The sequence below is a fragment of the Sulfurimonas sp. NWX79 genome, assembly GCF_039667035.1.
Taxonomy (GTDB): domain Bacteria; phylum Campylobacterota; class Campylobacteria; order Campylobacterales; family Sulfurimonadaceae; genus Sulfurimonas; species Sulfurimonas indica.
Genome location: NZ_JALCZL010000038.1, coordinates 1 through 6,221, shown reverse-complemented (window position 1 = coordinate 6,221; position 6,221 = coordinate 1). Strand labels below are relative to the sequence as shown.

Here is a 6,221-nt window from a genome sequence, read left to right as displayed (position 1 = left end):
AATACTACCGATGCAGCTACACCGTGAATATGTCTCCATAACCATCCATACCCAACTTCTTGCATGATTGTATAGTTTACACTGTCAAATGCTGTTGCAACATTTGGCTGATAATACATTAATAAAAAGATTCCCGAAATCAATAAGAGACCAAATGTGATTGCAAGAACCATACCCATCGCCCATAAGAAGTTGATATTCTTAGGAATCCAATACTCTGTTGCCATAACACGGCGAACAGTATCAATACCTAAACGTTGGTTTAACCAATCGTGCAGGCTTGTAGCTTTTGTAAAATGTGCCATTTATCTTCCTTTCGCCTATGCTCTTAGTGTTGTGCCATTTTCTAGCATCTTTTTATATTCAGGTCCTTCTTCACCTAAAACCAGCTTGTTCCCGTCAATTTTAAATGGAGGAATATCAAGACCACGTGGTGGTGGAGCTTTTGTCACATCACCTGTAAAATCATACATACCACCATGGCACGCACATAAGAAACTCTTCTCATCCGGGTCATATCCTGGAATACAACCAAGGTGTGTACAAAGACCAAGACAAACCATAAAGTAGTCATTTCCTACTTTGATAAGTCTCTCCATATCTTTAGGATTACTTTCTGCTTTTTTAACCATCTCTGCAGTTTGCTTTAAAACGAAGATAGGCTTCCCTCTCCATTTTTCTGTTACTAATTCATTCTCTTTATATGCTGACATATCAAGAGTAGTGAATCCAGCTGCTTTTACACTCGGTAAAGGATCCCAAGATCTCTTCATCGCGTATAAGGAAGCTACTGCACCAACGCCTGCGACGGCACCAAATGCTTTACCCATAAAACCTCTACGGCTACTGTTTTTCATGTTCACTCACTTATTTGTGAAATTTTTTAGTCTTAAAGCCTTATTATATACCAAATAAGTTTTAATTATTTATAAATTTAAGCTATCTTTTATAAATTGAGCAATTTTGTTACTATTTTGTTCTATTTTCTCATATTTTCTATCATTTATCGTTTCTAAAATCACAGATAAGTGATTCTTATCATAATTCTTAAGAATCGGAACATTCAAAGTTTCAAAAAAAGGCACGAAATCTCTTGGATAATCTTCTCTTTGAAAATAAACCGGTCTGCCGCCTGATGCGAGGGAATCCAAAACTGCCTGCGGTGATGCAGTGAGCAGAATTTTACTTCTTTGTATCATTGCCTCATACTCTTCAAACTCAAAACTATTTTTAAATTTTTCTTTAAGCATATCTTCATAATCCAGAAAATAGTAAAATCCTAATTGCAAGTGAGGATTCAAATCTTCGATGAAGTCAAAATGCTTTTCTAAATCTTTCTCATAATCATCATCACCGAAAAAATAAGTCAACTCCACATCTTTTTCAAAATCTCCGAAAAATGCATCACTTACTGCTACTGCATTACAAATTCCCTCACCTTCTAAGTAAGGCGAGATCAAAAACTCTTTTTGGGCTTTTATATCATTGATATCATCACTGATACGAATAAATTTTGAGAAATATGTTCGCATGTCATCGAGCATAATTGGGTTTGCTTCACTAGAGTCAAAGATTAGTTTATCACCATTATGTGATATCTGTGGGATATTGCGAACAACATCAATGCCAACACTCTTCTCTATGCCAAAATCTCTTGCAACCTGTGCGATTCTATAATCAGATGTAAGTAAGGTAATATCTTCATTTTGTAAAGTGCTCAGTATTGCAGCAGCTCTACGGAACCTGTCTAAACCGATACGGTGTCCCGTATGGACATAATAAAATGTACGCATTATTTTTTTGCCGCCATTCTAATATATATGTGTAAAATCTCGATGGCCGCAGGTGTAATTCCCGAGATATTCATAGCCGCTTGGAGTGTCGGTGGATTAAAGGCTGCAAGCTTTTCTTGAACCTCTTTTGAAAGACCACTCACCCCTGTAAAGTCAAAACCTTCCGGGATTTTGACTTTAAGGTACTTTTTCATACGCTCTATCTCTAGGGTCTGTTTATCAATATAACGAGCATATTTCCCTTCTACCAGAATCTCCTCTTTGATATACTCATCAAATTTCTCCAATTCCGGCACAAGTTTGAGCATCTTCTCTACCGTAAAACTTTTACGAGCTACAAGTTGTTGTGCGGTTGAGACATCTTTAATAGGTGCTTCATCCATTGACTCTAAAAGGGCATTGAACTCTTTGTTTGGTGTGAACTTTGTCTCTTCTAAAAGCTGCGCACCGTAACGGATTTGTGTATCTTTTTCCTTGACTTTTTCATAAAACTCATCACTTATAAGACCAAGTTCATTTCCATAATGAGCCAGACGAGTATCCGCACTCTCCTCACGCAGAAGCAGTCTGTACTCTGCACGTGAGGTAAACATACGATACGGCTCGTTTGTCCCTTTTGTAACAAGGTCATCAATTAAAACACCGATATAAGCCTCATCACGACGAAGAATCAGAGGCTCTTTACCTTGCAATGCAAGCGAAGCATTAATCCCTGCCATAAGCCCTTGCGCAGCTGCCTCTTCATATCCTGTTGTACCATTTATCTGTCCAGCAAGATAAAGCCCTTTTACTTTTTTCGTCTCTAACGAGTGCTTCAACTCACGTGGATCCACAAAGTCATACTCTATAGCATATCCATAACGGACAATCTTTGCATTTTCAAGCCCCTTGACTGAGCGAATCATATCACGCTGCACTTCCGGTGGCAGAGAAGTTGAAAGACCATTGATGTAACACTCGGTATTGTCCATTGTTTGTGGTTCAATGAAGAGATGATGTCTCTCTTTGTCTGGAAATTTATCTATTTTATCTTCAATGGATGGACAGTAGCGTGGCGATTTTCCGGCAATTTGACCTGTAAAAAGCGGAGCACGATAGAAGTTTGACTCGATGATGTTGTGTGTCTCTTCATTTGTATAGGCGATATAACATGGCAGTTGTTTTTTGGTTCTGCGAAACTCCTCTCTGTCTGTTCTAAATGAAAATGGATTTGGCAATTCATCTCCACCTTGCTCTTCCATTACAGAAAAATCGATCGTAGAGCTGTCAATACGGGCACATGTTCCCGTCTTTAGACGTGCCATGTCAAGCCCTGCATCATTTTTAAGCGATGCCGAGAGTCCTACACTTCTTTGTTCACCAAAACGTCCTCCCTCTTGTTGCACCTCACCGATATGAATGATACCGTTTAAAAATGTTCCACTTGTGATGATGACTTTTGGTGCGAAGTACTCATTTAAAAGCGCTGTCTTTACCCCTTTTACTTCACCACACCCCAGAGTGCCTTCTCTAGCTTCGCTATTCACCTTGTCTTCAATGATTAAAGACTCAACCGTATCTTGAACAAGATCTAGATTTGGTGTTGTGAGTATTTTATTTCGGGCTATGACACGGTACTTGTCCATATCTATCTGCGCACGGCTTCCACGCACTGCAGGACCTTTTGTCTGGTTGAGTATGCGAAATTGTATTCCGGCTTCATCGGTAATGAGTCCCATTTCGCCACCAAGAGCATCTATCTCACGTACCAAGTGTCCTTTTGCAAGACCACCCACCGCAGGATTACACGAAGTCGCTCCCACGTTTTCAGCAAGCATAGAGACTAAAAGCGTTTTATATCCCATACGTGCTGCTGCTAAAGAGGCCTCAACACCTGCATGACCACCACCTACTACTATTACATCATAATTCATCTGTACCCTCACAATCAAATACAATTCAGAACTGATATTGAAGCAAGGCTTTTGCATTTTTAATATTTTTCAAACGTTAAGAAAATCAAATTTGCCTGTATGAAATATTAGTTCTGAATTGTATGTAAACCGAAATTTTAAATGGAATTTTATCATTTTTCAGTATCATTTGCATAATATAAACTCAATTAATTAAGGTTTTTAAGGTGAGCAAAGAGTTGTTTAAAGATTATGTACCAGAAATACTTGTTTATGATGAAGCAGTTGATGGAAGCGGTGAGTATAAAATTCGCGATGAACACTTAAGTACCAAAGAAAATCTGCTTGAAAAAATACGCAAGGCAAAAGCTGCGGCAAAAGGCAATAAAACAGTTTTTAGACAAAATATTCGCACAGAAAATGAGGAAAAATGATTCAAGAAGCAAATGCTGCATATAATGCAAAAGATTATGAAAAAGCCTATAAACTTTACAGTGAACTAGCCGAGCAAGGCAACGTTGATGCTATGACATCTTTGGGCTATATGCATCAAATGGGACAAGGATGTGAGGTTGATGAGGCCAAAACACTTGAGCTCTACACAAAAGCAGCAGAAGCAAAACAGCCCTATGCACTTTTTAATCTTGCCATCCTTTATGAGAATGGCATCGGCGGGGTAGAACATGATATGTTCAAAGCACATGAATTGCATATGGAAGCAGCAGTACGTGAAGTACCACCGGCAATGTATGAAGTCGCACTTATGCTTGAGCGTGGACTTGGCTGTATCCAAAACTACTCTGAGGCTGCTTTTTGGTATGAAGAGGCTGCGAAACGTGGTCACGCAGCAGCATTTAACAACCTTGGAACACTCTACAAAGAGGGTCACGGTGTGGTTCAAGATGATGCACGCTGTTTTATCTGCTTCTCACGTGCTGCTGAAGCAGGACTTCCAGAGGGGCTTTACAACCTTGGACTACTTTATGACCAGGGTATAGGATGCGAGCAGGATAATGACAAAGCACTTGACTACTGTCGTAAAGCTGCTTATGCAGGGCATGAAAAAGCAAAAAAAATCATTCGTGATCTGCAAGAAGATGGAAAGATAGTATTCTAAAGCCAGCCTCTTTCGAGGCAGAAAGGAAAAACCTTGTTCACAGGACTTATAAGAGAAGTAGCAACTGTTAAAAGCTTTGTCGGTTCAAAACTAACAATCAAATCAAACCATAAAGCTGCTTTGGGTGACTCTATCGCCATCAATGGTGCCTGTCTGACCGTCATTGAAGTAAATCATGACGGCTTTGCAGTGGAACTCTCTCCTGAGAGTCAAAAGCTCTTAGCCATAGAGAACTATAAAAATGAAGTTCATATCGAGCCTGCTATGGCTATGGGTGATAGATTTGAAGGGCACATCGTCCAAGGGCATGTTGATACTATCGGAGAAATTGAAGCCATTAAAAACAATGGCAATTCCTATGATATTTTTATCAAGGTAGATAAAAAGTTCATCCCTTACATTGTACCAAAAGGCTCCATTACCATCGATGGTGTGAGCCTTACAGTAAATGATGTAGCCGATGATAGTTTTCGCCTAACAATCATTCCCCATACAATGAAAGAGACACTCTTTAAGAACTATAAAAAAGGCTCGCGTGTCAATGTAGAAACCGATATGTTTGCACGTTATATTGCTCATATACTCAAACATCAACAGACTACAAAAAACTCTCTCACATGGGATGAAGTTGATGCTATTCAGAGTAGTTTTTAAAAATCATTGACACTTTGTCATATTTTTCAAATACACACCATAAATACTATAAAATAATACTGCACCAACTAGAGGATAAAAAATCAAAAATCAAGTTTTAAAAGACATCTTTGGTCATAACAGTTTCAGAGAACTTCAAGAAGAGGGAGTGAACGCTATCCTAGAAGGCAGAGACCTGTTAATGATACTCCCAACTGGTGGTGGAAAATCCCTTGTTTATCAGCTTCCTACAATGATGATGGATGGCATTACCATTGTGATCTCCCCACTTATTGCTTTAATGCAAGATCAGGTTGCAGCACTCAAAGCACAAAATATCGAAGCGGCTATGATAAGCTCGGCACAAAGTTTTGAAGAGATTGATGATACACTCACGCAGGCATTTAACAACTCACTAAAGTTTCTTTACCTCTCTCCTGAGCGTCTCAGCAGTGGCAATACTATTGAAATGCTACGCCAACTTCCTATTAACTTCTTTGTTATTGATGAAGCACACTGTATCAGTCAATGGGGACATGAGTTTCGGAACGATTATCGTCTGCTTGGTAATTTAAAATCAAACTTTCCAGAGACTTCCATAGCAGCCTTTACTGCAACCTCAACACAGAATGTCACTGATGATATTCTGCGTGAGCTACGATTACAAAATCCTCTGCTTTTAAAAGGAAGTGTCTTTCGTAAAAACATCTTTATCTCTGCTGAGAGACGTATAGGTAATGGTCAAGCTCAGCTGAAAAACTTTCTACTTCGTCATAAAGATGAGAG

7 protein-coding genes and 1 pseudogene are annotated in these 6,221 nt (G+C 39.1%); 4 read left to right on the top strand and 4 right to left on the bottom strand.

The annotated features are described in order from the left end of the window. From MNY27_RS10630 to mnmG, 4 genes and pseudogenes are all read right to left on the bottom strand, one after another. Positions 1-305 (bottom strand): annotated as a pseudogene (locus MNY27_RS10630) (cytochrome bc complex cytochrome b subunit); the annotation flags it as partial. A gap of 15 nt (positions 306-320) precedes the next feature. Beyond that, positions 321-857, bottom strand: a complete 537-nt coding sequence (petA, locus tag MNY27_RS10625; RefSeq protein ID WP_346392313.1) for a ubiquinol-cytochrome c reductase iron-sulfur subunit — start codon at positions 855-857, stop codon at positions 321-323. Between the two features lie 69 nt (positions 858-926). Further along, the gene (locus MNY27_RS10620) at positions 927-1,793 is read right to left on the bottom strand and encodes a hypothetical protein (RefSeq protein WP_346392312.1); all 867 of its coding nucleotides are present in this window, start codon (positions 1,791-1,793) and stop codon (positions 927-929) included. Beyond that, entirely contained in the window at positions 1,793-3,706 is a 1,914-nt protein-coding gene (mnmG, locus tag MNY27_RS10615) for a tRNA uridine-5-carboxymethylaminomethyl(34) synthesis enzyme MnmG (protein WP_346392311.1), read from the bottom strand. The genes MNY27_RS10620 and mnmG overlap by 1 nt, the downstream gene beginning before the upstream one ends. Before the next feature lie 206 nt (positions 3,707-3,912). Here mnmG and MNY27_RS10610 point away from each other — a divergent pair, with 206 nt between their 5' ends. The 4 genes from MNY27_RS10610 to MNY27_RS10595 all read left to right on the top strand — a co-directional run. Then, entirely contained in the window at positions 3,913-4,119 is a 207-nt protein-coding gene (locus MNY27_RS10610) for a hypothetical protein (protein ID WP_152183278.1), read from the top strand. After that, positions 4,116-4,802, top strand: coding sequence for a tetratricopeptide repeat protein (locus MNY27_RS10605; protein WP_152183277.1), 687 nt, complete (start codon positions 4,116-4,118; stop codon positions 4,800-4,802). The genes MNY27_RS10610 and MNY27_RS10605 overlap by 4 nt, the downstream gene beginning before the upstream one ends. A 33-nt stretch (positions 4,803-4,835) precedes the next feature. Then, positions 4,836-5,456 (top strand): riboflavin synthase, encoded by a 621-nt coding sequence (gene ribE / locus MNY27_RS10600; RefSeq protein WP_346392310.1) that lies wholly within the window; start codon positions 4,836-4,838, stop codon positions 5,454-5,456. Between the two features lie 82 nt (positions 5,457-5,538). Then, positions 5,539-6,221: RecQ family ATP-dependent DNA helicase (locus MNY27_RS10595; RefSeq protein ID WP_346392314.1), on the top strand; the 683-nt coding region annotated here is incomplete at its 3' end.